Annotated in this window: 25 protein-coding genes; 9 read left to right on the top strand and 16 right to left on the bottom strand. The window is 69.7% G+C overall.

The genetic code is table 11. The features are described from left to right. Positions 1–36 precede the first annotated feature (36 nt). Together JTJ31_RS02985 and JTJ31_RS02980 are read right to left on the bottom strand one after the other, a co-directional pair. The gene (locus tag JTJ31_RS02985) at positions 37–360 is read right to left on the bottom strand and encodes an STAS domain-containing protein (protein ID WP_207537090.1); all 324 of its coding nucleotides are present in this window, start codon (positions 358–360) and stop codon (positions 37–39) included. A 29-nt stretch (positions 361–389) separates the two neighbouring features. Next, entirely contained in the window at positions 390–797 is a 408-nt protein-coding gene (locus JTJ31_RS02980; protein ID WP_207537089.1) for an ATP-binding protein, read from the bottom strand. A 310-nt stretch (positions 798–1107) separates the two neighbouring features. Between JTJ31_RS02980 and JTJ31_RS02975 the strand changes: the two genes are divergently transcribed. From JTJ31_RS02975 to JTJ31_RS02965, 3 genes are read left to right on the top strand one after another with little or no spacing between them, the layout of a single operon-like run. Continuing rightward, positions 1108–2271, top strand: a complete 1164-nt coding sequence (locus JTJ31_RS02975) for an acyl-CoA dehydrogenase family protein (protein ID WP_207537088.1) — start codon at positions 1108–1110, stop codon at positions 2269–2271. Further along, positions 2268–3230 carry a Bug family tripartite tricarboxylate transporter substrate binding protein gene (locus tag JTJ31_RS02970; RefSeq protein WP_207537087.1) on the top strand — a complete coding sequence of 321 codons (963 nt, stop codon included), beginning with the start codon at positions 2268–2270 and terminating at the stop codon, positions 3228–3230. The genes JTJ31_RS02975 and JTJ31_RS02970 overlap by 4 nt, the downstream gene beginning before the upstream one ends. After that, the gene (locus JTJ31_RS02965) at positions 3227–4189 is read left to right on the top strand and encodes an NAD(P)H-dependent flavin oxidoreductase (protein WP_207537086.1); all 963 of its coding nucleotides are present in this window, start codon (positions 3227–3229) and stop codon (positions 4187–4189) included. Before JTJ31_RS02970 ends, JTJ31_RS02965 begins: the two co-directional genes overlap by 4 nt. On the opposite strand, the gene JTJ31_RS02960 is transcribed toward JTJ31_RS02965, so the two are convergent. Then, a complete protein-coding gene (locus JTJ31_RS02960) occupies positions 4171–5076 on the bottom strand; it encodes a tyrosine recombinase (RefSeq protein ID WP_207537085.1) in 906 nt (301 codons plus the stop codon). The genes JTJ31_RS02965 and JTJ31_RS02960 overlap by 19 nt on opposite strands. A gap of 3 nt (positions 5077–5079) precedes the next feature. Continuing rightward, complete coding sequence (locus JTJ31_RS02955; RefSeq protein ID WP_207537084.1) at positions 5080–5226, bottom strand: hypothetical protein; 147 nt, start codon at positions 5224–5226, stop codon at positions 5080–5082. Positions 5227–5262: 36 nt separating this feature from the next. On the opposite strand from JTJ31_RS02955, the gene aroB reads away from it, so the two are divergent. Continuing rightward, positions 5263–6960, top strand: a complete 1698-nt coding sequence (gene aroB, locus JTJ31_RS02950; protein ID WP_328805651.1) for a 3-dehydroquinate synthase — start codon at positions 5263–5265, stop codon at positions 6958–6960. After that, entirely contained in the window at positions 6957–7967 is a 1011-nt protein-coding gene (locus JTJ31_RS02945) for an NADP-dependent oxidoreductase (RefSeq protein WP_207537083.1), read from the top strand. The genes aroB and JTJ31_RS02945 overlap by 4 nt, the downstream gene beginning before the upstream one ends. A 3-nt stretch (positions 7968–7970) precedes the next feature. Here the strand turns inward: JTJ31_RS02945 and JTJ31_RS02940 are convergent, their stop codons facing one another. The 3 genes from JTJ31_RS02940 to JTJ31_RS02930 all read right to left on the bottom strand — a co-directional run bounded on the left by JTJ31_RS02940 (position 7971) and on the right by JTJ31_RS02930 (position 10681). Continuing rightward, entirely contained in the window at positions 7971–8957 is a 987-nt protein-coding gene (locus JTJ31_RS02940; protein WP_207537082.1) for a glycosyltransferase family 2 protein, read from the bottom strand. 78 nt (positions 8958–9035) lie between these two features. Beyond that, complete coding sequence (gene cysE, locus JTJ31_RS02935; protein ID WP_207537081.1) at positions 9036–9689, bottom strand: serine O-acetyltransferase; 654 nt, start codon at positions 9687–9689, stop codon at positions 9036–9038. Then, on the bottom strand, positions 9686–10681 hold the full coding sequence (locus JTJ31_RS02930; RefSeq protein WP_207537080.1) for a cysteine synthase A: 996 nt from the start codon (positions 10679–10681) through the stop codon (positions 9686–9688). The genes cysE and JTJ31_RS02930 overlap by 4 nt, the downstream gene beginning before the upstream one ends. Before the next feature lie 165 nt (positions 10682–10846). On the opposite strand from JTJ31_RS02930, the gene JTJ31_RS02925 reads away from it, so the two are divergent. Next, positions 10847–11797 (top strand): Bug family tripartite tricarboxylate transporter substrate binding protein, encoded by a 951-nt coding sequence (locus tag JTJ31_RS02925; RefSeq protein WP_207537079.1) that lies wholly within the window; start codon positions 10847–10849, stop codon positions 11795–11797. A 4-nt stretch (positions 11798–11801) separates the two neighbouring features. Here the strand turns inward: JTJ31_RS02925 and JTJ31_RS02920 are convergent, their stop codons facing one another. From JTJ31_RS02920 to JTJ31_RS02885, 8 genes are all read right to left on the bottom strand, one after another. After that, positions 11802–12086 (bottom strand): hypothetical protein, encoded by a 285-nt coding sequence (locus JTJ31_RS02920; protein WP_207537078.1) that lies wholly within the window; start codon positions 12084–12086, stop codon positions 11802–11804. Positions 12087–12286: 200 nt separating this feature from the next. Then, complete coding sequence (locus JTJ31_RS02915) at positions 12287–13261, bottom strand: zinc-binding dehydrogenase (protein ID WP_207537077.1); 975 nt, start codon at positions 13259–13261, stop codon at positions 12287–12289. A 10-nt stretch (positions 13262–13271) separates the two neighbouring features. Continuing rightward, positions 13272–13700 carry a GNAT family N-acetyltransferase gene (locus JTJ31_RS02910; protein ID WP_207537076.1) on the bottom strand — a complete coding sequence of 143 codons (429 nt, stop codon included), beginning with the start codon at positions 13698–13700 and terminating at the stop codon, positions 13272–13274. Next, on the bottom strand, positions 13697–14155 hold the full coding sequence (locus JTJ31_RS02905) for a CopD family protein (RefSeq protein ID WP_207537075.1): 459 nt from the start codon (positions 14153–14155) through the stop codon (positions 13697–13699). Before JTJ31_RS02905 ends, JTJ31_RS02910 begins: the two co-directional genes overlap by 4 nt. A gap of 7 nt (positions 14156–14162) precedes the next feature. Further along, positions 14163–14789, bottom strand: coding sequence for a ParA family partition ATPase (gene parA, locus JTJ31_RS02900; RefSeq protein ID WP_207537074.1), 627 nt, complete (start codon positions 14787–14789; stop codon positions 14163–14165). 30 nt (positions 14790–14819) lie between these two features. Beyond that, complete coding sequence (locus JTJ31_RS02895; protein ID WP_207537073.1) at positions 14820–15434, bottom strand: hypothetical protein; 615 nt, start codon at positions 15432–15434, stop codon at positions 14820–14822. Continuing rightward, entirely contained in the window at positions 15431–15745 is a 315-nt protein-coding gene (locus JTJ31_RS02890) for a hypothetical protein (protein ID WP_207537072.1), read from the bottom strand. The genes JTJ31_RS02895 and JTJ31_RS02890 overlap by 4 nt, the downstream gene beginning before the upstream one ends. A 2-nt stretch (positions 15746–15747) precedes the next feature. Beyond that, positions 15748–17067 (bottom strand): sulfite oxidase, encoded by a 1320-nt coding sequence (locus JTJ31_RS02885; protein ID WP_207537071.1) that lies wholly within the window; start codon positions 17065–17067, stop codon positions 15748–15750. Between the two features lie 46 nt (positions 17068–17113). On the opposite strand from JTJ31_RS02885, the gene JTJ31_RS02880 reads away from it, so the two are divergent. Genes JTJ31_RS02880 through JTJ31_RS02870 form a run of 3 tightly spaced genes read left to right on the top strand, consistent with a single transcriptional unit; the run spans position 17114 to position 22400 of the window. Further along, complete coding sequence (locus tag JTJ31_RS02880) at positions 17114–18574, top strand: NAD(P)H-hydrate dehydratase (RefSeq protein ID WP_328805650.1); 1461 nt, start codon at positions 17114–17116, stop codon at positions 18572–18574. Continuing rightward, complete coding sequence (locus JTJ31_RS02875; protein ID WP_207537070.1) at positions 18574–19974, top strand: malonyl-CoA decarboxylase; 1401 nt, start codon at positions 18574–18576, stop codon at positions 19972–19974. The genes JTJ31_RS02880 and JTJ31_RS02875 overlap by 1 nt, the downstream gene beginning before the upstream one ends. Positions 19975–20012: 38 nt before the next feature. Continuing rightward, positions 20013–22400 carry a 1-deoxy-D-xylulose-5-phosphate synthase N-terminal domain-containing protein gene (locus JTJ31_RS02870; protein WP_207537069.1) on the top strand — a complete coding sequence of 796 codons (2388 nt, stop codon included), beginning with the start codon at positions 20013–20015 and terminating at the stop codon, positions 22398–22400. Here the strand turns inward: JTJ31_RS02870 and JTJ31_RS02865 are convergent. After that, positions 22382–22939: a DUF1643 domain-containing protein gene (locus tag JTJ31_RS02865; RefSeq protein ID WP_207537068.1), complete on the bottom strand. Its 558-nt coding sequence runs from the start codon at positions 22937–22939 to the stop codon at positions 22382–22384. The two genes, JTJ31_RS02870 and JTJ31_RS02865, sit on opposite strands and share 19 nt — an antisense overlap. Between the last annotated feature and the right edge of the window lie 24 nt (positions 22940–22963).

Here is a 22963-nt window from a genome sequence, read left to right as displayed (position 1 = left end):
CCGCAAGGCTGGCCAGCCCGGCAAGAAGCTCGGGATTCAGGCGGCCGCGGCCTCGGCCCGCGTGGCGAAGGCGGGGATGATCTTGTCGAAGCCGCTGATCTCGAACACCTCGCGCACCGGTGGCTGCAGCCCTACGACGGCGAAGGGCACTTGGCCTTCCTTGGCCTGCTTCGCAGCCTTCAGCAGGACGCGCAGCCCGGCCGAGGAGACGTAGCGAACGCCCGACAGGTCGGCGATGAGGCCGCCCTGCTTCAGCATCTCGGTCAGCTTCGCCTCGGTCATCGCGGCGGTGGCGGTGTCCAGACGCCCGTCGAGCACGGCAACGGAGCGGCCGGCTTCCTGGGCTTCGGTGATTTCCATGACTTGTCTCTCCAGCGAGTGGGCGGAATCTACCCTTCGACGGGAAGGGTGCAAGTGAGACGGTTGAGCCCGCTCTCCCGCGCATAGGCGGCGCCGCGCGTCATGGTGCGGACCAGATGGATGCCCAGGCCGCCCGGGTCGCGATCCTCCAGCGGGGCCTCCGTATCGGGTGCGGCGTGCGCGAGCGGATCGTATTCCGGTCCGTCATCGACCAGGGAAAGCCGGATGCCTTCTGACTCGACCTTCGCCCCGAACTCGAAATAGCTCGCGCCTGTCGCGTGATTCGCCACGTTCGCCGCGACTTCCTCGGCGACGAGCGCCAGGCGCATCGCCACGGGCATGGGCAAGCCCGCCTCATCGGACCAGGCTTCCAGCGCATCCTGAAGGGCGGTGACGCTGTCGAGCGTCGGGGGAAGGCGGAGATGGAAAGGTCTCATCGTCCCCCGCAGGCTGGCCCGCCGCGCGCCGCGCCGCAAGCTTGGCCCCTCGCGTCGGCATCGGAGGGCGCGGCGCCGATGGCCGAGGCGTTGCGCCTGCTGCTGGAAGAGTTGTGCGATGCGAGCGACGCTGCCGCAAGGCACTGGCTGGTGGAACGCGTGGCGGATCTTGGCGAGATGATGCGCGGTCTGCGCGGCTGGCCTGCCAGCAGCCAGAAGGAAGCGGCTTTGAGGGCCGCCCGGTTCATCCGCTGTCTGGCGCTGGCCGAGCCATCAGGTCTAGCCTCCCCTTCAAGCAGGGAGGGGCACAATGCCGGATGGAGTGGTCGAGGACGAGGCCTTCGCGGAATACCTGGGCAATATCCGCCGCCTGGTGCGCGACCGCCTGATCCCGGCCGAGTCACGGCTGGAAGGGGAGGAAACCCTCCCGGAGGACCTCACGGATCTGCTGCGCCGGGCCGGGCTGTTTGGCATCTCCATCCCCACGCGCTATGGCGGGCTGGGCCTGAGCATGGAGCAGCAGGTGCGGGTGATGATGGAGGTCACCTATGCGTCTGCCGTCTTCCGGTCCCGCTTCTCCACCACCATCGGGCTCGGCTCCCAGCCCATCCTCTACAACGGGACGGAAGCACAGCGGCGCGAATGGTTGCCGCGCATGGCGAGCGGCGAGGCCACTGCCGCCTTCTGCCTAACCGAGCCGGAAGCGGGCAGCGATGCGGGCGGGGTGCGGACCCGTGCGCGGCGCGAGGGCGCGGAATTCGTGCTCGACGGCAGCAAGCGCTACATCACCAATGCCCGTCAGGCGCAGGTGCTCATCGTGATGGCGCGCACGGAGGAGGGCTCGCGCGGAGCGGGCGGCATCAGCGCCTTCATCGTGCCGCGCGAAACGCCGGGCATCACGATGGGCCCTGCCGACCGCAAGATGGGCCAGGACGGCAGCGCGACGAGCGAGGTTTATTTCGACGGCGTCCGCGTGCCGGAGACGGCGCTGATCGGCGGGCGCGAGGGCAGTGGCTTCAAGACGGCGATGCGCGGCATCAACCACGCAAGGCTGCATGTCGCCACCACCTGTGTCGGCCAGGCGCAGCGCCTGCTGGACGAGGCGCTGTCCTATTCGCGGCAGCGGAAGCAATTCGGTCAGGCTCTCGCGGAGTTCCAGCTCGTGCAGGCGCAGCTTGCCGATTCCCGCGCGGAGCTGCTGGCGGCGCGCTCCATGGTGCTGGAGACCGCGCGGGCCTTCGACGTGGCGGGTGAGGCGCAGGGCGAGATCATCGCTGACATCGCCTGCTGCAAGCTCTTCGCCTCCGAGATGGTGGGGCGCGTCGCCGATCGTGCCGTGCAGATCCATGGCGGCGCCGGCTACATGCGCGGCAGCGTGGTGGAGCAGTTCTTCCGCGACGTGCGCCTGCTGCGGATCTTCGAGGGCGCTTCCGATATCCAGCGCCTGCTGATCGCGAAGGAGATGGTGCGATGATCGCCCGACGCGCCTTTCTGGCCGCGCCGGCGCTCCTGCCGGGTCTGGCCGCGGCGCAATCCTGGCCCAACGGGCCGGTGCGCCTCATCGTGCCATTCGCGCCGGGCGGAGCGGCCGACACGCTCGGGCGATTTTCAGCCGCCGCGCTAGGCGCTGCCACCGGTGGCTCCTTCCTTGTGGAGAACCGCACGGGCGCAGGTGGCAATGTGGGGCTGGAGCACGTGGCGCGCTCCGCTCCCGATGGGCAGACCTTTGCCGTGGTCGCGGCGGCCGCAACTATCAACCAGACGCTGCACCGCAACCTTCCCTTCGATCTCCTGCGCGACTTCGCGCCCACCGTGGTGATCGCCATGGTGCCGAATGTGCTGTCCGTGCATCCATCCACGCCCGTGCGGAGCGCGAAGGAGTTCCTGGATTGGGCCACGGCGAAGCCGGCGGGAATTTCCTTCGGCTCGGCGGGCATCGGCACCCACCCGCATCTTTCGATGGAGTTGCTGCTGCGGCGTGCCGGCGCACGGGGAACGCATGTGCCCTTCCGTGGCTCCGCCCCGGCGGTGACGGAGCTCATCGCCGGGCGCATCGACGCGGTGCTGGAGAATCTGCCGCCGCAATCGGCCTTCATCCGCGATGGGCGCCTGCGGGCGCTCGGCATCTCCTCGCGTGAGCCGCATCCGGACTTCCCCGACATCCCGCCCCTGGCGCGAGAATTGGGCTGGCCGGATTTCGAGCCGACCGCCTGGCAGGCGCTGATGGCGCCCGCCGGCACCCCGCCCGCCATCGTGGAACGTGTGGCCGCCATCATCGCCGCCGCGCTGCGGGAAGAGGCGAATGCCGCGCGCATACGCGCCCTCGGCGCCATCCCGTCTGGCATGGGGCCTGCCGAATTTCGCCCCTTCGTCGCCGCCGAGGTTTCGCGCTGGGCGGAGGTGGTGCGTGTCACGGGAGCGACTGCAGGATGAGAACGCGCGTCACCGAGATGCTCGGCATCGATCTTCCCATCGTCCAGGGCGGACTTGCCCGCGTGGCGGGGGCCGAACTCTGCGCCGCGGTCAGCGAGGCGGGCGGGCTGGGCCAGATCAGCACGGTCGGTCTGAATGGTCCCGAAGGGCTGCGTGCCGAGATCCTCGCCTGCCGAGCGCTGACCGCGCGGCCCTTCGGCGTGAACCTGCCCATCGGCCGCTTCGACATCACGCCGATGCTGGAAGTGGCGCTGGAGGAGCGAGTGGCGGTCATTGCCCTCACCGCCGGCAATCCGGCGCCCTGGATTCGCCGCGTGAATGGCGGGGCCAAGGTTCTGGTGCTCACCGCCGGGCCGGAGCTGGCGCGCAAGGCGGAGGCGGCGGGCGCCGACCTCGTCGCCACGGTGGGGTTCGAAGGCGGTGGCCATATCGGGCGTGGTGACGAGACGACGATGGTAATGGTGCCGCGCGTCGTCGCCGCGGTTTCCATCCCCGTTCTTGCCTCAGGCGGCATCGCCGATGGGCGCGGGCTGGTGGCGGCGCTGGCCCTGGGCGCCGAGGGAGTCGAGATGGGCACGCGCTTCGTCGCCACGAAAGAAGCGCGGGCGCATGCGGCCTACAAGAACGCCCTGCTCTCCGCGCTTCCGGAGGAGACGATGTTGATCAAGCGCAGCGTCGGCCAGCCGGGGCGTGTCCTCCGCTCCCGCCATGCCGAGGCCATCCTTGCCGCTGAGGCCAAGGGCGAGGACATCCTCCCCCTCATCTCCGGTGAGGCGAATGCGCGCGGCGTCGGGGAGGGCGCGCTGGAAGACAGCTATGTCTGGGCCGGGCAAAGCGTCGGGCTAATCGAGGACCTCCCATCGGCCGGCGAGGTGGTACGGCGCATGGGAGCGGAGGCGCGCGCGGTGCTGGAGAGGCTGCACCGCCTCGGCGCAGGGACTCAGGCTGCGCTGGGCTGAAGCCGGGCGAGGGGGTGATGCTCCTCGACCACCGCGCGGAGCCTTTCCTCCAACACGCGGGTGTAGATTTGCGTGGTGGCGATGTCGGCGTGGCCGAGCAGGGTCTGCAGCGCGCGCAGATCGGCGCCGCGCGACAGGAGGTGCGTGGCGAAAGAGTGGCGCAGCACGTGCGGCGACACCCGCGCCGGGTCCAGGCCACCGGCCAGGGCCGCCTGCTTCAGCAGCAGACCCACCCCCTGCCGCGTCAGGTGCCCCGACGCCCCGCGTGAGGGCAGGAGCCAGCGCTGCGCCTGCGGGCGGCCCTTGCCTCGCTTGGTCAACCCCTCTCGCGCCATGGATGTCGCCTCGCGCGCCCGTCGGGAGATCGGCACGAGACGCTCCTTAGCCCCTTTCCCCCGTACCGTCACGAGCGGCGCGTCGCCGCGCAGCGCGCCGGAAGGCAGCGTGACCAGTTCCGACACCCGCAGGCCGGAGGCGTAGAGCAGTTCGATCACCGCCAGGGCCACCGGCGCCTGGCTGTCGGGAAGGGAGGCCGCGCCCATGGTGAGGAGATCCATCTCCTCCTCGCTCAATGCCTTGGGCAGCGGGGCAGGGGCCTTGGGACTCTCCAGCAACTCGGTCGGGTCGTCGAGGCGCAACCCCTCGCGCGCGAGGAAGCGGTGGAACTGCCGCAGCGAGGACAGCTTCCGCGCCTGGGACCGCGGTGAGAATCCCCGGCCAGCCAGCCCGCCGACATAGATGCGGAGTTCTGCCGCATCGGCCCTGACCGGGTCGTGCGCGGCAATGTATTCCGCCAGATCGGTTCGGTAGGCGAGCAGCGTATTGCGCGCGGCGCCACGCTCCGCCGCCATCATCTCCAGGAAGGCTTCCAGAAGATGGAGGGCCACGTGCTACCGCGTCTGGAACCGGTCATTGGGCAGGACGCGCTCGACCGGCGAGGTCGAGACCTCCGGCGGGAAGGCGCCGAGCGCCAGCAGACCGAGTACCAGGGCCCCGATCAGCAGGAGGACCAGAAGAAGGATCGGACGACGGAACATGGAAACCGGGGCATCCCCTCGCACGGCGCGGGCTTCGTGCTACCTTCGCAGACCGTGTCGCGCAACCTCGCCCCCCTTTCGTCCCCCATCCCCTCGCCCCCCCGCCGTTCCATCGTCCTGGTGGGGATGCCGGGCGCCGGGAAATCCTCCATTGGCCGTCGCCTCGCCGCGCGCTGGGGCCTGCCCTTCCGCGACGCGGACACCGAGATCGAACAGGCGGCCGGCATCGCGATCAGCGAGATCTTTGCCCGCTATGGCGAGGCGCATTTCCGCGAGGGCGAGCGCCGCGTGATCGGCCGCCTTGTCGCCGGAGACGAACCCGTGGTGCTTGCCACCGGAGGCGGCGCTTTCGCCGATCCGGAGACGCGGGCGCTGCTGCGGTCCTCCGGCGCGCTGACCGTCTGGCTGAAGGTGCGGTTGCCACTGCTGCTGCGCCGCGTGGCCGGGCGGGAGCATCGCCCGATGTTCCGCGACGCCGACCCGCGCGAGGTGCTGGAACGGCTGATGGCCGCGCGCCACCCGCTCTACGCCCAGGCTGACCTCGTCGTCCCCTGCCAGGACGAACCGCCGGAGCAGACCACGCGCCGCGTCGCCGAGGCGATCCTGGCGCATCGCCCGCCCGAGCGCCTCCGCGTCGAGCTTGAGCGCGGCGCCTATGACATCCTGATCGGCGAGGGGATGCTCGCGCGGGCAGGGGCGGAGATGGCGGCACGGCTGGAGGGGCGGCGCTGCGTCGTCGTCACCGACCGCAACGTCGCGCCGCATCACCTGCCCACGCTGCGGACTAGCCTGGCCGAGGCGGGGTTCACCCTGGCAGGCGAGGTGACGGTCGCCCCGGGCGAGGCGTCGAAATCCCTCGCGGAATATGCGCGGGTGGTGGAGGCGATCCTTGATGCGAAGCCCGACCGCCGTACCGCGATCGTGGCGCTGGGCGGGGGCGTCGTGGGCGACCTGGCGGGATTCGCGGCGGCCTCCGTCCTGCGTGGCCTGTCCTTCGTCCAATGCCCGACCAGCCTGCTGGCGCAGGTGGATTCCTCCGTCGGCGGCAAGACCGGCATCAATACGCGGCACGGCAAGAACCTGGTCGGCGCCTTCCACCAGCCGCGCCTCGTCCTGGCCGATACCGGCGCGCTTCGCACCTTGCCGCCGCGCGAGCTTCAGGCCGGCTGGGGCGAGGTGGCGAAGCACGGCCTCCTGCAAGGCCCACTTTGGGAATGGTGCGAGGCCAATGGCCCCCTCGCCCTGGCGGGCGACCCTGCTGCCCTCGCCTATGCGGTGCTCGAAAGCTGCCGCCTGAAGGCCGCCGTGGTCGCCGAGGACGAGTTCGAGACCAAGGCCGAGGGCGGCCGCGCCTTGCTGAATCTGGGCCATACCTTCGGCCACGCCCTGGAGGCCGAGACCGGCTACGGCGACGCGCTGCTGCATGGCGAAGCGGTGGCGATCGGCCTCGGCCTCGCGGCGGAGCTTTCGGCGCGGCTCGGCCTCTGTTCGCAGGAAATGCCGGGGCGGGTGCGCGAGCATGTGCGCGAATGCGGCATGCGCGTGCGGATCGCGGACCTTCCGCGCCGCTTCACGGCCGATGCGCTGATGGCGCGGATGCGGGCGGACAAGAAGGCGCGCGAAGGGCAGATGCGCTTCGTGCTGCTGCGCGGTGCAGGGCACTGCCTGACCGCGGACGACGTGCCCGAGGACGCGGTGCGACGCTTGCTGATCGAGGAGGGAGCGAGTCCATGAAGAACACGCAGGTGCTGCTGCGGAACCGTCCGACGGGCGAGCCGTCGGAAAACGATTTCGAGGTGGTGGAGACCGAGACCCCCCGCCCTGGCCGGGGCCAGGTCCTCATCCGCGCGCATTTCCTGTCGCTCGACCCCTACATGCGCGGACGGATGAGCGACGCGAAGAGCTACGCGAAGCCCGTCGCGATCGGCGACGTCATGGAAGGCGCCACGGTGGGCGAGGTCGTGGAAAGCAACGATCCCCGTTTCGCGAAGGGGGACCTTGTCGCCGGGGGCAAGGGCTGGCAGCGCTTCTGCGTGGCGGATGGCGACGCGCTGCGCAAGGTGGACACGGGCATCGCGCCGCTTTCCGCCTATACGGGCGTGCTGGGCATGCCCGGCCTTACCGCCTGGGTCGGCTTGGAAGATATCGGCCAGCCCAAGCCGGGCGAGACGGTGGTTGTCTCCGCAGCTTCCGGCGCGGTCGGGCAGGTGGTGGGACAGATCGCCAAGGCGCGCGGCGCGCGGGTGATCGGCGTCGCGGGCGGCAAGGCCAAGGGAGACTTCGTCGTAAGGGAACTGGGCTTCGACGCCTGCCTGGACCATCGCGGCGACCTCGATGCCCAGCTGGACAAGGCCTGCCCGGAGGGCATCGACGTTTATTGGGAGAATGTGGGCGGCAAGACGCAGCATGCCGTCTTCCCGCGCTTCCGCGACTTTGGACGCATGGTGATGTGCGGGATGATCTCGCAATACAACACCGCTCCCGGGGCCGACACCTCGAAGGCGGAGCCGGGGCCCAATCTCGGCGCCGTGGTCCGCAAGCGGCTGCGAATCCAGGGCTTCATCGTCTTCGATACGGGCTGGCAGCGCTACGGGCGCTTCCTGGCCGAGATGGACGGGCTGATCCGCGCCGGCCAGCTGAAGTGGAAGGAAGACGTGGTGGAGGGGCTGGAGCGCGCACCGCGCGCCTTCATTGGCCTCCTGCGCGGCGAGAATTTCGGCAAGCTGGTCGTGAAGATCTGAGATTCAGGCGGCAGCCCGGCGCTGCCGCCATTCCGACAAGCGCTGGAGCAGGCCGTTCAGCGGCAGCCCCAGCCTGTCCGGCAGGGCGAGGCACGCCGCCTTGGCCCGCAGCCGGAGCGAACGGTCGCGCGAGGCGACCTCCGACAGGAGGCGCCGCGCCAGGGCGTGGTTGCGCTCGGCGAAGGCGAGGTCCGCGGCGGCGACGCGGCGGTGGCGGATTTCCTCCTCGATCACGGCGCGGAACGGCACCGCCTCGCGGTGATGACGCAGGACGAAGCGCAGCAGTTCCACTTCCTGAATCAGTCGTCCGGCCTGGTCGTGTGGAGTGGCGGTATCGCCGCGCCTGACCGCGACCAGGGCCTCTGGCAGGGCGCCAAGACGGCCCGCGTAAAGGCAGCGCAGCAGGAACTCCCAGGCCTCCGGGCGGAGGCCGCGCATGCGGGAATCGAAGCCTCCGACGCGCTCCACCAGCGAGCGGGCGAAGACGGAAGCGGAAAGCCGGATCGGCGTCCAGCGGAAGGCGAGGGCGGCGACCGGGCGCTCGAACACCCATCCCTCGGGGAGGTCCTGCCGCCTGCTCCCGTCCCACCAACCTGGGGGCGCCGCAGCGAAGCCGGTCGCGGCGGCCGGTTCCCCTTGGCGGAAATCTGTGAAGAGAAGGTCGAGCTTCGGGGCCGCGCGGTGCAGCGTCGCCAGGCGGAGCAGGAAATCCGGCCCCCAGCATTCGCTCCCATCCACGAAGGCCAGCCAGTCGCCCCGCGCCTTGGCGATGCCGGCATTGCGCATCGCCTGCACCCCGCCGGAGCGCTCCACGCGCAGCATGGCGAGACGTGAGCCGAACTCAGCCTTGAGGGCCAGGCCTTCATCCGTCGCCCCGTCATCCACCACGATCACCTCGCGCGGCTCATGCCGCTGCCCGAAGATGGAGCGCATCATCCCGGAGGGAGAGGCCGCGCCGGCGCGGAGTGGCAGGATGACGGAAACGTCCATTCGACACCTCCCAAGCAGGCTTGGGTCTTGCGCCCTGCCCATGATGGTAAGCGTCGAATGGGGGCGCCGGTTGCGCCGCTAGCTTCGCTCCCGCAGAGCGCTCCGCTCCACTTCGGCCCGGAGGCGACGGATTTCTGCCTCCAGCGCTGCCAGCCTTTCCCCGACCGGGTCGGGATTCGAGGCCGAAAGCCCGTAACCGACATTCGGCTCCTGCCCGCAATCGGAGGGCGGGCAGCGCGCCGGGATGCCGACCACCGTGGCGCCGTCGGGCACGTCATTCACGGCGACGGCGTTCGCGCCTACCCGTGCCCCGTACCCGACGGTGATGGGCCCAAGCACCTGGGCGCCCGCACCGATCACCGCGCCGCTGCGGATGGTCGGGTGCCGCTTTCCGGGCTTGAGCGAAAGCCCGCCCAGCGTGACGCCATGATAGATCAGCACGTCATCGCCGATCTCCGCCGTCTCACCGACCACCACCCCCATGCCGTGGTCGATAAAGAGGCGCCGTCCGATCCGGGCGCCGGGATGGATCTCGATTCCCGTCAGCATCCGGCCGAGATGCGACGCGAAGCGCCCTGCGCCGCGCAGCCCGGCGCGCCACAGCGCGTGGGCCAAGCGGTGCCACAGAACCGCATGGAGGCCCGGGTAGGAGAACACCACCTCGCCCCAGGAGGGGCGGGCCGGGTCCCGTTCGCGGATGGAACGGCCAAGTTCCAGCATCTCGCCAATCATGATTCGAGCCACGGCGGGGTGGGCAGGTTCTTCCCTCGCAGGAACTCCGGGTTGAACAGCTTGGACTGGTAACGCGAACCGCCATCGCAAAGTATGGTGACGATACGGTGGCCCGGCCCCATTTCCCGCGCCAGCTTCACCGCCGCCGCCACGTTTAGCCCGGCCGAACCGCCCACGCACAGGCCCTCGTGCCGCGTCAGGTCGAAGACCTGCTCCAGCGCCTCGGGGTCCGTCACCTGGATGGCATCGTCGATCGGTGCGCCTTCCAGATTGGCCGGTACACGGGACTGACCAATGCCTTCGGTGATGGACGTGCCTTCGGACATCACCGGCTCGCCGGTCTTGCGCCAGGAATAGAGGGCGCTGCCCAGCGGGTCGGCCAGGACGACGCGGGTGGAGGCGTCGTGCGCCTTCAGCGCCAGCGCCACGCCCGCCAACGTTCCACCCGTGCCGCAGGAGCAGGTGAAGCCATCCACCTTGCCGCCGGCCTGGGCGATGATCTCGGCGCCCGTGGTGCGGCGATGACCCTCGCGGTTGTCGAGATTGTCGAACTGATTGGCCCAGAACCAGCCCTCCTCCTCGGCGAGGCGGCGGGAGACGTGGACGTAGTTGCCTGGGTCCTTGAAGGGCTTGGCGGGCACGAGGCGCAGCTCGGCGCCGATCATGCGCAGGAAGTCGATCTTCTCCTGGCTCTGCGTCTCGGGCATCACGATGACTGAGCGGTAGCCGCGCGCGTTGCCCACCAGGGTCAGGCCGATCCCGGTGTTGCCCGCCGTTCCCTCGACGATCACGCCGCCGGGCTTCAGCGTGCCACGCTGCTCCGCCGCCTCGATGATGGCGAGGGCGGCGCGGTCCTTCACCGAGCCACCGGGATTCATGAACTCTGCCTTGCCGAGGATCTCGCATCCCGTCGCCTCGCTGGCGCGGTGGAGGCGGATGAGCGGCGTGTTTCCGATGGAGCCGAGCAAGCCGGCTGAGGGGGCGGTCCACATAGCGGTAGCTTATGTCTGCGCGGCGCGGCGTGGAAATCCCCATCCACGCTTCCCACGCGTGCCGGGGATGCGCACGTCGCCGATCTTCCACACGGAAAGAACGTTGACGTAGCGGTGTATAGTTCCGATAAAACACAAATAAATCGTGCAATAGGGGTTTCCACGATGAATCGCCGTTCGCTCGTTGCTGCTGCCGCTTCCCTGGCATTGCCCCTGCCGGCGCTCGCGCAGGGAGAGCGCCCGATCCGCCTCATCGTCCCGGTGGCTCCCGGCGGCTCGCAGGACATCGTCGCGCGCTTGGTGGCGCGCCACCTTGGCCCCGCGCTGGGCACCTCCATCGTGGTGGAGAACCTGCCGGGGGCCGGCTCCAATATCGGCTATGAAGCCGGGGCGCGGGCGTGCCCAGATGGGCTGACGCTGGTGGCGGGCGCCGATAGTCTCTCCATCAACAAGGCGCTCTTCCCGCGCCTGTCCTTTGACCCGCTGACCGACCTCGTCCCGGTTGCGCAAGTCACTTCGGTGCCGCAGATCCTCGTCGCCCGCGCGGATTTCCCGGCAAATTCCCTGCGCGAATTCGTGGAATACAGCCGCCACAATCCGGTCGCGGTCGGGACGCCAGGCAATGGACAGTTGTCCCATCTGCTGATCGAGGTGCTGCAACAGGTCACGGAAACGAGCTGGACCCACGCGCCCTATCGTGGCGGTGCGCTGGCGGTCAACGACCTGCTCGGCGGCTCGCTCCAGGGCGTCATGATCAACATCGGCGCGGTGACGGACCACGTGAAGGTCGGGCGCCTGAAGGGTATCGCCGTGTCCACTTCGGCTCGCGCCGCCGCCCTGCCGGAAGTCCCGACCCTGTCCGAGGCTGGGCTGTCCGGGCTGGAGGCGTCGGGCTGGCACGGCCTAGTCGCCCCAAAGGGCACCGACCCTGCTTTGATCGCCCGCATTAACGCCGCCGTGGGCCAGGTGCTGCGCGTGCCAGAAGTCGCCGAACGCCTGAAGGGCCTGGGCATTGAGCCGGTGGATACCCCCGCCGAGGCGCTGGGCGAGCGCCTTCGCGCCGACGCCGCCCGCTGGGCTGAGGTAGTGCGCCGCACCGGCATGCAGCTGAGCTAGGACTTCAGTCGTCCCGCCGGCGCCCGGTGATGAGCCGGGCGCTGCGCTGCAAGGTCAGGTAGCTCCACAGCCACTCGAAGGACACGACGACGCGGCTGCGGAAGCCGATCAGGAACAACGCTTGCGCGATGCCCCAGAAGCACCAGCCGATGTGGTCGCGCAGCTTGAAGCAGTCCAGATAGACCACGGCGGAATGCCGCCCGATCGTCGCGAGCTTGCCGTAGTGGCGATAGCTGAACGGGGAAGCTGAACTCCGCTCAAAGGCTCGCTCGGTGAGAAGCTTCCCCACGTGGGGCCCCTTGCTGTCCTCCGCGGCGGCGAGGTCGCGACGGCGAAGATCTCCGGATGGCCCGGAACCGAAAGGTCCGGCGCCACCGCGATCCTCCCGGCCTTGTCCGTCTCGATACAGGGCCACTTCCGACCGGCATCGGCACGACCCCCGCAGTCCACAGCGCGTCCTCGGGGGAGGCGGTCACGGGATGCCGCCCCTCAGGGGATCAGGGCGATCTTCCCGAAGTGTGCATTGGCCTTCATATGCGCCAGCGCCGCCCCGACCTCGTCCAGCGGGAAGCAGCGATCCAGCGGCAGACGCAGTTCGCCGCGCTCCAGCGCGGGCCAGAGGTCCGCGCGCATCTTGCGCACGATCTCGCGGATCTCGTCGGCGGAGCGTGTACGGAAGGTCACGCCGATATAGGTGATCCGCCGCGCTGCATGCAGGTCGAAATCAAAATCCGCGACCATGCCGCCCAGGCGCCCCACATTCACGATGCGGCCCAGGATGGCGGTGGCGCGCATGGTGTGGCGAACCAGCGAGCCGCTGATCTGGTCCACCACCGAATCCACGCCGCGCCCCTCCGTCGCCTCCAGCACCTGATCGACCCAGGTGGGATCGTTGGTGTCGACGGCGAGGGTCGCACCGAATTCGCGAAGGCGCGCGCGCCGCTCTGCATTGGTGGAGGTGCCGATCACCACCGGGCTGCCCATCAGCCGGGCTACCTGCAAGCCCATCAGTCCGACGCCGGAGGAGGCGCCCTGGATCATCACCGTGCGCGACGGCCCGGCACGGCCATGCGTCACCACCGCGTCGTGCATGGTCTGCAGCGCGACGGGCAGCGTGGCCGCGACCTCCCACGACATGTTGGCATCCGGGATCGGCGACACGCGGCCCCAATCGGCCACCGCGTATTCCGCGTAAGAGGAGGCGAGGGAGGCCATGACCCGCATGCCCGGTCGGATCGAATCCGGCACATCTGGCCCGACCTCCACCACCTCGCCCGCGCCTTCGAGCCCGGGGATGGCCCCGGGGCCGCCGATCGCGCCGTGGCGATGCCCTGCCGCGATGGCCAGGTCGGCGCGGTTCATGCCGACGGCACGTAGCCTGATCAGAACCTGCTGCGGTCCCGGCTTCGGCTCCGGGACTTCCTGAACGACGAGGCCCTGTTCGGTGACAATGGCGGCCTTCATAGGCGTCTCCTCAGAGTTTCTTGCGGTACCAGATGCGCGAATGGCCGGGCGGCATGCCGTCCAGCCGACCCGCTTCGATCCAGCCGTTGCGCTTCCAGAAATTCGCGGCGGTAAAGGAGAATGTGTCGGTATAGGCGTCGGTGCAGCCCCGCCCGCGCGCGACTGCCTCCGCCCGCGAAAGGAGGTCGGTGCCGAGACCCTGGCCACGCACCTCGCGCGACAGCCATAGCCAGTCGATGAACAGCCAGTTCCAGTAGGTGAGGCCGAGCAGCCCGCCCTTCACCACCTCATTCTCGTCGCGCGCCAGCACGGTGACCGGCTCGCGGTCATAGGGGCCGCCCATCTCCTGGTTGAAGGTATGGAGGCCACGCTGGATGGCGGCGACTGCTTCCAGCTCGGGATAATCGTCGTCGCTGATGGTAAGCCGCGGCGGGTTCATCCCAGGCGGCCCCAGGCCGCGACCAGCACGGTGAGGGTTCCGAGGAGGAGGTTCGCGGTGACGAGCTGGCGAACCCGGTCATTGGCGGCGGCGGCGCCCGCCTGGTCGCCAGCGGCCAGGGCGGCGCGCATCTGCTTCCAGGGGCCGAAGAAGACCGCCAGGAACACGGCCGCCATCAGCAGCCCGGTCATATGCATCAGGTGGACATGCCAGCCTGCACCACGGAAGCCGCCGTAATAGCCGAGCAGCAGGCTGTAGCCGGACAGGAGCACGATCGGCATGGCGTGCCAGACGATGACAAAGAATCGCCGGTGCGTCCCGCCCATCAGCGCCATGCGCTGCGCCGGTTCCAGCGCGGCGAGGGAAGGGCGCAATGCGAGGATGGCGAATGCCATGCCGCCCACCCAGAGCGCGGCGAAAAAGACGTGCAGGGCGTAAAGGAGGTTTGGCAGCATCCTTCTTTTATTGGCCGGCAAGCCCCCGGATGGAAGAGGCGAGGGCCCGAAGCTCGGAAGCGGCGGTGGAACGGGGCTGCGCCTCGGTGACGCCCTGGCCGGTGGCGAATGCTGTGGCATAGACCGCGCGGTTGCCCAGGCGTTCCGCCAGCAGCGGCGCCTTGCGGCGGGCAAGTTCCTCCAGCACCACCTCGGCCACGCGCGATTGCGGCGGGACGCGGTTCAGCACGTAGCGCCAGGGTTTCCGCTCGCCCTCCGCCAGGGCGACCGTCGCCTCGCTGGCCCAGAGGTCGGGAAGGGAGGGCTGGAGGGGGATCAGGACGAGGTCCGCGGCGCGCAACATCTGCTTCGCGTCCGTGTCCGCCGCCGGTGGGGTGTCGAGCACCACGAAGCCCGGCCCGCGCCGCAATCCATCCAGCGACGAAGGCACCCGCCAGCCCGAGGGCGTGTCGAAGCGCAGCGGCGCATGTCCTTGGGCGACCCGGATGGCATGCCATCGCGCCAGGGATTGCTGCGGGTCGGTGTCCAGCAGAGTGACCGGCCCTCCCTCTCCCAGCGCAACGGCGAGGTTGGCGGCGAGGGTGGATTTCCCCGCGCCCCCCTTCTGCTGCGCGACGGCGATCACGAAGGCCATGCCTGTACCCCTTCGATTCGGGGGCAGAGTCTAGCGCGCCTCGCGAATGGCACGCAGCGCCGCGAGGATAGCGGCGCCCGGGACGGTAAGGGGCCGCGGCGTCAGCCCCTCGGCAGCGGGTGTCATGCTGGCCTGGGCGAAGGCGACGCGGCCCATCGCCTCCTCGGCCGCCTCCCGGATGCGGGCGTGGTAGCCGGAGAGATCGCCGCCCAGGAAGCAATCCCACGCCTTGGCGACGAAATGCAGCTTCACGGTGGCGCCGGTGCGGGCGGCGGCGGCCGAGAACAGCGCCTCCGTTGGCTCGCGCGTGGTCGGCGCGGCGTAGAGCACGGTCACCTCGCCGCCCGAACGCGTCGCCGCCTCTGCCAGTGCCGCATCCGCGCGCAGCACGGGGCAGGGGGCGCGCACCCGCTCAACTGCCCGGCCGATGGTGGAGCAGGTGAGGATCACCGAATCTGCCCCGCGAGTCAGCGCCTCCATCACGCGCGCCGCCTCGTCCAGCGTGGCCGCGTCGGGCTCGCGCAGCAGGTCAGGGCGGGCATGGTGCGAAAGCTCAGCCGCGCGAACGGGCAGGGCGTCGACCGCCGCCTCGAATAGGGCCGCGTTGCTTCGTGCCGTGTGCAGGCAGGCGAGGCGTGCGATCATGGCAGGAAGGGGTTTCGCCCGCGCGCCGATCCCCCACGCGGGCCGAAATGCTGCGCGAGGTAATCCACGATCTGCCGCCGCTCCTCGCCTTCCAGCGGCGCCATGCCGTGCACCTCGGTCATCCAGTCCATCAGCCCGTCCCAGCGATTCCGGTCGAAGCCGGAGCGCCGGATGATCGCCGTCGAGTGGCAGGCGGTGCAGGCGTAGAATACCTCCTCCTGGCCCGGCCCCTCAGGCAGGATGGAGGGGTCCTCCTCCTGCGCCGCTGCGGGTGTGGCGAGAAGGAGAGCAAGGAGGAGGAAGTGGCGCATCCTCACCCGACCAGGATGGCTGCGCGGCTGATCGGGTTGGCGCCGTAGCCCTGCGGGTTCCAGTTCGCCGCCGCATGGGGCTGCATCCGGCCCTCGCTGTCCGTCGCGCGATACCAGATCTCGTAATACCCGTCGCGCGGCAGGGAGATGCGGCCCTGCCAGCGCTGCCAGGCATGGCGGTTGGCGGGTGCGGCGAGGTCCATCTTCTGCCAGGTCGCGCCGAAATCCGTGGAGACATGGACGCTGCTGACCCAGAGATCGCCCGCCCAGGCGGCGCCGCGGAGGTCCAGTTCGCGGGTGCCGGCGGGAAGCCGCGTGCCATGGGCATGGGAGGACAGGATGGAGCGCACCGGCATGCTCTCCATCTCCGCGAAGGAGCGGCCGTCATTGGTGCTGCCCGGTACGATGGGCGAAACCGGTAGGCGGTAGGAGGTACCGCCCATGCCGGCCCCCGTATGCGGCTTGTCCAGCACCGCGATGCGGGTCAGCCATTTCTGCGAAAGGCTACCCGGCCAGCCTGGAACCAGCAGCCGCACCGGCGCGCCATGGATGTGCGGAATGGGCTGCCCGTTCAGCTGGAAGACGATCAGCGTGTCGTCATCCATCGCCTTGGCCAGACGCATCCCGCGCGAGATGGCGGCGCGATCCGTGGCGCCCGACAGATGCGGGTCCGCGCCAAAATGCCCCGTATGGGTGGCGCCCGGCTTCAGCCCGGCGGCGCGCAACACGTCGCGTAGCCGCACCCCGGTCCATTGGCCGTTGCTGATGGCGCCGTTGCCCCACTGATTGCCGCGCGTCTGCGGCGAGAAGGCGGCGCGCCCATTGCCACCGCACTCCATCTGGAGTTGCAGTGTCACGTTCTCGAACCGGGAGCGGAGGTCGCCCACGGTCAGGTCGAGGGGCGAGTTCACCTCACCATCCACCGTGACGCGCCAGGAATTGGGGTCGCCGGTATGCTGCTCCGGGATCTGGCCGTTGTTGCGGATGAAGAAGTGGCGGTAGCTTGTGACGGGCTCGTCCAGCATATGCTCGGGCGTCTCGGCCACGAGCGGGCGGTCGCCTTGCAGGATCAGCTCGGCCTTGCCGTCCATCCGCAGGACCGGCGGGGCGTTGCCGCCGCTGCCCTGCGCTGCGGCGGGCCGGGAAAAGAGCGCGGGCAGGTGCCCTTCCGGCATATGGCGGGCGAAGGGAATGGCCGCGCCCAGCGCCGCGCCCATGGCAGTGAGCGCCGCACCCTTCAGCGCACCTCGCCGGCCGAAGGCCAGGGCGTCGGCCCGCTCGGGGTCGTCGCGGTAAAGCTCCTGGATCGAGCGCTCGGCCATGGGTGTTTCCTCCGGCTGTTCCGCTTTTGCGCGGCTTCGTCTGATTATGAGCGCGATGATCAGCCGTGCCGCAACCCCCAGCGAATTGCTGTCCCCCACCGAGATGGCCGAGGCCGACCGCCTCGCCGGAAACGGACCGGCGCTGATGGAGGCGGCCGGGACAGCCGTGGCGCACGCGATCCGGTCGCGCTTCCGGCCGGCCCCGGTCTTGGTGCTGGCCGGGCCGGGGCATAATGGCGGCGACGGGTATGTCGCGGCGCGGCACCTGGAGCGTGCGGGCTGGGATGTTGCCGTGGCGCCGCTAGCCCCACCCGGCGGCGATGCGGTAGGTGCCGCCGCGCGCTGGCGCGGCCCCGTTCGCCCCTTCGCGCCCGCATCCGTGGCGCGCGCCGGGCTGGTGGTGGACGCGGTGTTCGGCGCTGGCCTGTCGCGCGCGGTGGATGGGCTTGTGGCGGAAACCCTCTCTGTCATCCGGGCGCCCATCGTGGCGGTGGACGTGCCGAGCGGGGTGGATGGCGCGACCGGCGCGGTGCACGGATTTGCGCCGCAAGCGGCACTGACCGTCACCTTCTTTCGGCTGAAGCCGGGCCATCTTCTCCTGCCCGGGCGCGACCTGTGCGGCGAAACGTTGCTGGCGGAGATCGGCTTACCGGAAGCGGTGCTGGAGCGGATCGCTCCCCGCACCTTCCGCAACAACCCGACGCTGTGGCAGCTTCCGCAGCCTGGGGCTGCGACGCACAAGCACGCGCGCGGGCATGTCACCATTCTTTCCTCCGACGCGATGTCGGGCGCCGCGCTGCTGGCGGCGCGGGGTGCGCGCCGCGCCGGGGCCGGCCTCGTTACCCTGGCTTGCGAGTCGGGGGAGGCGGCGCGCGCCCACCGCATGGCAGAACCGGGCGCCCTGACCCTTACCGGTGATTGGCCCGAAGCGCTGCTGGAGGACGGGCGGCGCGACGTCTTCTGCGTGGGCCCGGGCCTACCCCCGGATGCCACGACGCGTGGAGCGGTCGCCGCGCTGCTCGCCGCCGGAAAGCGGCTTGTCCTCGACGCGGGGGCACTCACCGCCCTCGCCGGGCACGCGGACCGGTTGGAGGGTGCGGCGATCATGACGCCCCACTCGGCCGAGTTCGCCCGGCTCTTCGGCGAGGTCGGGAACGATCGGCTCGGCGCGGCAAGGAGGGCCGCATCCCAATCTGGCTCAGTTGTCCTGTTGAAGGGCAGCGACACGGTGGTGGCGGCACCTGACGGGCGAGCGACCATCAACGACAACGCACCCGCTTGGCTGGCCAGCGGCGGAACTGGAGACGTGCTGGCCGGTATCGCCGCCGCCTTGCTGGCCCAGGGAATGCCATCCTTCGAAGCGGCCTGCGCAGCGGCCTGGCTGCACGGCGAGGCGGCGCGCAGGGCCGGTCCTGGCATGATCGCCGAGGATCTGCCACAGCAAATTCACGCTACATTTCTGCATGTTGCGGCGTTAGGATATGCAACCACCCGGAGAGAAGCTTGATGTCCGACGTCGCCGTAATTCCCGCCGAAACCCTGGTGGACCGTGCTCTCCGCCGCGTGACAGGCCTTTGGCGGGATATGGCGGAGCGGGTCTCGGGCCGCGAAGAAGAACTCTCGATCGCCGAACAGATGCGGGCCTGCCTGGCCGCGCGGGGCGGCGAAGTTTCCGCGCGCGCGCGCGCGGCAAAGCTTGCAGCGGCCTATCGCTCCCTGCCTGCGGCCGACCGGCTCTCCTTCCTCCGCACCCTGGCTGAGTTCGACGCCGACCCCGTCGCCGTCGAGAACGCCATGGCCCAATGGACCAGCGCCACCGACGTGGCCGGCAAGGCCGCGGCCAAGGTCGCGCTGCGCCGCGCGCTGGAAAGCCCGCGCGTCCGTCTCATGACGCAGTTCACCGGCATTCCCGACGGGGTGAAGCTGCTGGTGGATCTGCGCGAGGACCTGCTGGGGTTGATGGGCGACGACCCGCTGCTGCGAGCGCTTGAGGCGGATCTCAAGACGCTGCTCGCCTCCTGGTTCGATGTGAGCTTCCTGGAGCTGCGCCGCATCGACTGGAACAGCCCCGCCGCCCTGCTCGAGAAGCTGATCCGATACGAGGCGGTGCACCGCATCGAAAGCTGGGAAGACCTGAAGAACCGTCTGGACAGCGACCGACGCTGCTACGCCTTCTTCCACCCCCGCATGCCTGAGGAGCCGCTGATCTTCGTGGAGATCGCGCTGGTCCAGGGCCTCGCCGGCAGCGTCCAGGCCCTTCTGGACCCGACGGCGGATGTGATGGACCCGGCCAAGGCCGACACCGCCATCTTCTACAGCATCAACAACTGCCAGCGCGGCCTGGACGGCATCGCTTTCGGCAACTTCCTGATCAAGCGCGTGGTCGACGTGCTGAGCCAGGAATTCCGCAACCTGCGCAACTTCGCCACCCTCTCGCCCATCCCCGGCTTCTGCCGCTGGCTCGCGGCGCGGGAGGAGGCTGGGGCCGAAGGGCTGCTGACGCCCGAGGAGACGGAGTCGCTGCGCCAGGCGGCCCAGGCCGCGCCCGGCACCTCGGGCCTCGCCGCGCTGCAGATGCTGATGGCGCGCAAGGATTGGGACATGCCCACCATGAAGGCGCTGGAACCGGTGCTGAACCGCCTCTGCCTGCGCTACCTCGCCGTGGAAGGCGGGCGGAACCCGAAGCGCGCCGCCGACCCAGTCGCGCATTTCCACCTGAGCAACGGCGCGCGGATCGAGCGGCTGAACTGGCGCGGCGACATCAGCGCCAAGGGCATGCGCGAGAGCGCGGGGATGATGGTCAACTACCTCTATGACCCCGAGGCGATCGAAGACAACCACGAGGCCTATGCGGGTGAGGGCAAGCGCGCCATGTCCGCCCATGTTCGGAAACTTGTGAAGAGCTGAATCCCGGGTAGAGTCGGGGACAAGCCGGAGGAACCCCGATGAATCAGCAGGCCCTGGCGCAGCGCGCCCACACCCCGGCCGAGGCGCAGCGTATCGAGCTCTTGCACGCCATCGAACGCAAGCTGCTCTGGCTGTCCGCCTGGATGATCCACCACGCCAACCACGTCCGTCCCAACCGGGACGGGCTGAAGGTCGGTGGGCACCAGGCCTCCTGCGCCTCCTGCGTGTCCATCATGACGGCGCTGTATTTCGAGGTGCTGCGGCCCGCGGATCGCGTGGCCGTGAAGCCTCATGCAGGGCCGGTCTTCCACGCCATCAACCTGCTGATGGGCCGCCAGTCGCCGGAGCGGATGGAGACGCTGCGCCAGTTCGGCGGCATCCAACCCTATCCCTCCCGCATGAAGGACGGGGCGGAGGTGGATTTCTCCACCGGCTCGGTCGGGCTTGGCGTGGCGCTGACCTCGTTCGGATCGCTCGTGCAGGATTACGTCCGGCTGAAGGATCTCGCGCCCCCGGGCGTGCCGGCCGGGCGCCACGTGGCCATCGTCGGCGACGCGGAGCTGGACGAGGGCAATATCTACGAAGCCCTGCTCGAAGGCTGGAAGCACGATATCCGCGATGTCTGGTGGGTCGTGGACTACAACCGCCAGAGTCTCGATTCCGTGGTGCAGGACCGCCTCTTCGGCCGCATCGAGGGGCTATTCCGCGACATGGGGTGGAATGTCGTCACCCTGAAATATGGCCGCAAGCTCCAGGCCGCCTTCGCCCGCGAGGGCGGCGAGGCGCTGCGCCGCTGGATCGATGACTGCCCCAATAGTCTCTACGCGGCGCTCACCTTCCAGGGCGGCACCGCGTGGCGCGCGGCGCTCCTGGCAGAGCTGGGCCGCGAGCCTGGGGTGCGGGCGATCATCGACCCGCTCTCCGATGATGAACTGGCCGGGCTGATGACCAATCTCGGCGGGCATGACGTCGAAACGCTGCTTGAAGCCTTCCGCGCCCAGGACGCCGCCGGGGACCAGCCCACCTGCTTCATCGCCTACACCATCAAGGGCATGGGCCTGCCTTTTGCCGGGCATAAGGACAATCATGCCGGGCTGATGACCAAGGAGCAGATGGAGGGGTTCCGGGCGGAGATGGACATCCGTCCCGGCCATGAATGGGACCCGTTCGAGGGGCTTCCCTTCCCGGAGGCGGAGCTGCGCCGCATCGTCGAGGATGCGCCCTTCGCCAAGCCGCTGACGCCCGAGGGGCGGCGCCTGTCCGCCCCGACCATTCCGGTGCCCGATGCGTTCCCGATTCCCAAGGTGCCGGAAGGGCGCAAACTTTCCACCCAGGCCGCCTTCGGCGAAATCCTGGCCGGCATCGGCCGCGGGGAGGGGGAATACGGCCCCCTGGCCTCACGCATCGTCACCACCAGCCCGGACGTGACCGTCTCCACCAATCTGGGTCCCTGGGTGAACCGGCGCGGCATCTTCGACCGGCACAAGAAGAACGACGTGTTCCGCGACGCCAAGCTGGCCTCGGCGCAACGATGGGGCATGTCGCCCGAGGGGCAGCACATCGAACTCGGCATCGCCGAGCAGAATTTGTTCCTCGTGCTGGCGGCGTGCGGCCTTGCCCATTCCCTCTATGGCGCGCGGCTGCTGCCGATCGGGACGGTGTACGATCCCTTCGTCAATCGTGGCCTCGATGCGCTGATCTACGGCTGCTACATGGATGCGCGCTTCCTGCTGGTCTCAACCCCGTCGGGGCTGACGCTGGCGCCGGAAGGAGGGCAGCACCAGTCGGTCAACACGCCGCTGATCGGCATGGCGCAGGACCGGCTATCCAGCTACGAGCCCGCCTTTGCCGACGAACTTGCCGTGCTGATGCGCCACGCCTTCGCGTACATGCAGGCGGAGAACGGTACCTCCGTATGGCTGCGCCTCTCGACGCGCGGCCTCGCCCAGCCCAAGCGCGATCTGGACCCGGATGCGGTGATCGCCGGCGGCTACTGGATGGTGCCGCCCGCGCCCGGCGCGCGCATCGCTATCGCCTATCAGGGGCCGGTCGCTCCCGAGGCGATGGCCGCCTTCGAATCGCTGCGCGAGGAGGAGCCGGGCGCTGGGCTTCTCGCCGTCACAAGCCCCGACCGGCTGCACCAGGGCTGGCTGGAAGCCCGCCGCCGGGCACGCGGCGGGCCGGGCGCTGCTCCCTCCCACATCGAGTCGCTGCTTGCGCCGCTGGCGCCGGAGGCAGGGCTCGTTACGGTGCTTGATGGGCACCCGGCCTCGCTGGACTGGCTGGGCGCGGTGCGCGGGCAACGCGTCGCGGCGCTGGGCGTGGACCGCTTCGGCCAGGCTGGCGACCTCCCCGACCTCTACGCCGAGTACGGGCTGGATGAGGCGACGATCCTGGATGCTTGCGCTCAGCTCCTGATCGGATAGGGGATGAGGGGCGCATCGCGCCTCTGGTAGAGCGGATGCTTCGGGCTGCCATCCCCGTTCACCCCGAAGCAGAGCGGCCGCAGCCCCAGCCCGGCGAGCATGGACGCAAGCTGCGGCCCTCGCCATGCGAGCGGCTTGGGCGGTTGCCCCCAGGCCACGACCAGGGTCGAGGCGCGTGCAGCGTGGCGGGCGATGGCGGCATCATTCTCCGCCCCCACCGGATCGTCCACTTCCAGGAGCCGCCGCTTGTCGGTGACGCGATAGGCGAAGGCATTCAGCATCACGCAGCCCCCTGCCCCCCAGAGGTGCCGGGCGCGCCACATCACGCCCTGAACGGTCGGGTCATCCACGTCCACGTCGGCGGTGGAAGGGTTCATGCCGATCACCGCCGCCACTCCTGGGCTGCCGATGGGTCGCCCGTCCCACCGCCGCTCCAGGGTCCAGCGCCAGCGCCGGCAAGGAGAGAACTCGGCTTCGGACACCACGTCCTCCGCGAGGCGCAGCCGGACACGGCCGCCAGGGTCATGAGGATCGGACATGGCGTCATCCTTGCGGCACCCTGC

Source organism: Sabulicella rubraurantiaca (assembly GCF_017355885.1).
Classification (GTDB): domain Bacteria; phylum Pseudomonadota; class Alphaproteobacteria; order Acetobacterales; family Acetobacteraceae; genus Roseococcus; species Roseococcus rubraurantiacus.
This window is presented reverse-complemented; position numbering and strand designations above follow the sequence as displayed.

Excerpts from the sequence above, each read along its gene's own strand:
- JTJ31_RS02985 (WP_207537090.1), bottom strand. The coding sequence starts at position 360 with ATGGAAATCACCGAAGCCCAGGAAGCCGGCCGCTCCGTTGCCGTGCTC.
- JTJ31_RS02980 (WP_207537089.1), bottom strand. The coding sequence starts at position 797 with ATGAGACCTTTCCATCTCCGCCTTCCCCCGACGCTCGACAGCGTCACC.
- JTJ31_RS02975 (WP_207537088.1), top strand. The coding sequence starts at position 1,108 with ATGCCGGATGGAGTGGTCGAGGACGAGGCCTTCGCGGAATACCTGGGC.
- JTJ31_RS02970 (WP_207537087.1), top strand. The coding sequence starts at position 2,268 with ATGATCGCCCGACGCGCCTTTCTGGCCGCGCCGGCGCTCCTGCCGGGT.
- JTJ31_RS02965 (WP_207537086.1), top strand. The coding sequence starts at position 3,227 with ATGAGAACGCGCGTCACCGAGATGCTCGGCATCGATCTTCCCATCGTC.
- JTJ31_RS02955 (WP_207537084.1), bottom strand. The coding sequence starts at position 5,226 with ATGTTCCGTCGTCCGATCCTTCTTCTGGTCCTCCTGCTGATCGGGGCC.
- JTJ31_RS02945 (WP_207537083.1), top strand. The coding sequence starts at position 6,957 with ATGAAGAACACGCAGGTGCTGCTGCGGAACCGTCCGACGGGCGAGCCG.
- JTJ31_RS02940 (WP_207537082.1), bottom strand. The coding sequence starts at position 8,957 with ATGGACGTTTCCGTCATCCTGCCACTCCGCGCCGGCGCGGCCTCTCCC.
- cysE (WP_207537081.1), bottom strand. The coding sequence starts at position 9,689 with ATGATTGGCGAGATGCTGGAACTTGGCCGTTCCATCCGCGAACGGGAC.
- JTJ31_RS02930 (WP_207537080.1), bottom strand. The coding sequence starts at position 10,681 with ATGTGGACCGCCCCCTCAGCCGGCTTGCTCGGCTCCATCGGAAACACG.
- JTJ31_RS02925 (WP_207537079.1), top strand. The coding sequence starts at position 10,847 with ATGAATCGCCGTTCGCTCGTTGCTGCTGCCGCTTCCCTGGCATTGCCC.
- JTJ31_RS02915 (WP_207537077.1), bottom strand. The coding sequence starts at position 13,261 with ATGAAGGCCGCCATTGTCACCGAACAGGGCCTCGTCGTTCAGGAAGTC.
- JTJ31_RS02910 (WP_207537076.1), bottom strand. The coding sequence starts at position 13,700 with ATGAACCCGCCGCGGCTTACCATCAGCGACGACGATTATCCCGAGCTG.
- JTJ31_RS02905 (WP_207537075.1), bottom strand. The coding sequence starts at position 14,155 with ATGCTGCCAAACCTCCTTTACGCCCTGCACGTCTTTTTCGCCGCGCTC.
- parA (WP_207537074.1), bottom strand. The coding sequence starts at position 14,789 with ATGGCCTTCGTGATCGCCGTCGCGCAGCAGAAGGGGGGCGCGGGGAAA.
- JTJ31_RS02895 (WP_207537073.1), bottom strand. The coding sequence starts at position 15,434 with ATGATCGCACGCCTCGCCTGCCTGCACACGGCACGAAGCAACGCGGCC.
- JTJ31_RS02890 (WP_207537072.1), bottom strand. The coding sequence starts at position 15,745 with ATGCGCCACTTCCTCCTCCTTGCTCTCCTTCTCGCCACACCCGCAGCG.
- JTJ31_RS02885 (WP_207537071.1), bottom strand. The coding sequence starts at position 17,067 with ATGGCCGAGCGCTCGATCCAGGAGCTTTACCGCGACGACCCCGAGCGG.
- JTJ31_RS02880 (WP_328805650.1), top strand. The coding sequence starts at position 17,114 with ATGAGCGCGATGATCAGCCGTGCCGCAACCCCCAGCGAATTGCTGTCC.
- JTJ31_RS02875 (WP_207537070.1), top strand. The coding sequence starts at position 18,574 with ATGTCCGACGTCGCCGTAATTCCCGCCGAAACCCTGGTGGACCGTGCT.
- JTJ31_RS02870 (WP_207537069.1), top strand. The coding sequence starts at position 20,013 with ATGAATCAGCAGGCCCTGGCGCAGCGCGCCCACACCCCGGCCGAGGCG.
- JTJ31_RS02865 (WP_207537068.1), bottom strand. The coding sequence starts at position 22,939 with ATGTCCGATCCTCATGACCCTGGCGGCCGTGTCCGGCTGCGCCTCGCG.